The following is a 1,062-nucleotide window of genomic DNA, read 5'->3' as shown; positions in this document are numbered from 1 at the left end:
GCTGAAGACCGTCCTGTCGCAAGGGCCGTTCACCGACGCGGTCGCCCAACGGCTCACCGTCCTCGGCTGGTTCGTCGCCGTGGGTACGCCGCTGACGGGTCTGGTCGTCGGATGGTCGCAGTCCTGGCTCGTCGGGAGCATGGCGCCGATCGTGGGTTCGGGGCCGACGGTCACCGGGCCGATGGTGCTTGTCCTCGCCGGTCTCACGGCGGTGGTCATGGGGAAGATAATGGGCGAGGGAGTGCGGATGCGAGAGGACCTCGAAGGGACCATCTGATGCCCGAAGAGGAAATCCACTCGATCCGGATCCATCTCGACCGGATCCTCGCCGAGCGCGGCATGACGCTCACCGAGCTGTCCGCGCGAGTGGGCATCACCGTCGTCAACCTGTCCGTGCTCAAGAACGGCCGGGCCAAGGCGATCCGCTTCTCCACCCTGTCGAGGATCTGCGACGTCCTCCAGTGCCAGCCGGGAGATCTGATCACCCACGACCCCGCCGAGCCGTCCTAGTTGTGCTCGGTCGCGGGCCGGTCGGCTTCGCAGCCCGCGTTCTACCGCCAGGTCGCGGTGTCCGGGCCGGGAGCAGGCACGGGACTCGTCTCGAACGCGTTGTAGTAGTCGCTCATGCGCCTCACTCTCCGGCCTCACGCGACGTGAGGGTCAAGCCCGGTTCCGGGACGTGGTCGCGCCACCGGCGTAGGACCCGGCCCTCTAGAGTCGCCCGCATGTCTGATCTCTCCTACCTCGCCGCTGTCCGGGAGTCGTACGACACGGTCGCCTCCGCCTACGTCGAGCGGGTCAAGACTCCGGCGGAGCTGGATCCGCTGTCACGAGGGATGCTGAACGTCTTCGCGGAGGTGGTGCGGACGGCCGGCCTCGGGCCCGTCGCGGACGTGGGATGCGGGCCCGGCAGAGTCACGGCGTACCTTGCCGAGCGCCAGGTGCCCGCGTTCGGCATAGACCTGTCGCCCGCCATGGTCGAGCTGGCTCGCGGTGCCTACCCGGACCTGCGTTTCGACGTCGGCTCGAAGACCTCGCTGCCGATCGGGGACGACAGCCTCG

At 68.5% G+C, this 1,062-nt stretch carries 3 protein-coding genes; all 3 read left to right on the top strand.

The annotated features are described in order from the left end of the window. On the top strand, window positions 1–277 hold a 277-nt coding region (locus tag ACFXKA_RS43315), incomplete at its 5' end, for a DUF2975 domain-containing protein (protein ID WP_379431958.1). Continuing rightward, complete coding sequence (locus tag ACFXKA_RS43310; protein ID WP_355187010.1) at window positions 277–510, top strand: helix-turn-helix transcriptional regulator; 234 nt, start codon at window positions 277–279, stop codon at window positions 508–510. The genes ACFXKA_RS43315 and ACFXKA_RS43310, both read left to right, overlap by 1 nt. Before the next feature lie 215 nt (window positions 511–725). Continuing rightward, a partial coding sequence (locus ACFXKA_RS43305) for a class I SAM-dependent methyltransferase (protein WP_379431957.1) occupies window positions 726–1,062 on the top strand: 337 nt, incomplete at its 3' end.

This window comes from Nocardia sp. NPDC059228, assembly GCF_042754245.1.
Taxonomy (GTDB): domain Bacteria; phylum Actinomycetota; class Actinomycetes; order Mycobacteriales; family Mycobacteriaceae; genus Nocardia.
The sequence above is the reverse complement of the archived record's forward strand: the minus strand, read 5'-3'. Positions and strand labels throughout refer to the sequence as shown.

Bases quoted from the DNA above. Each gene is read 5' to 3' on its own strand.
- ACFXKA_RS43310 (WP_355187010.1), top strand. From the start codon at position 277: ATGCCCGAAGAGGAAATCCACTCGATCCGGATCCATCTCGACCGGATC.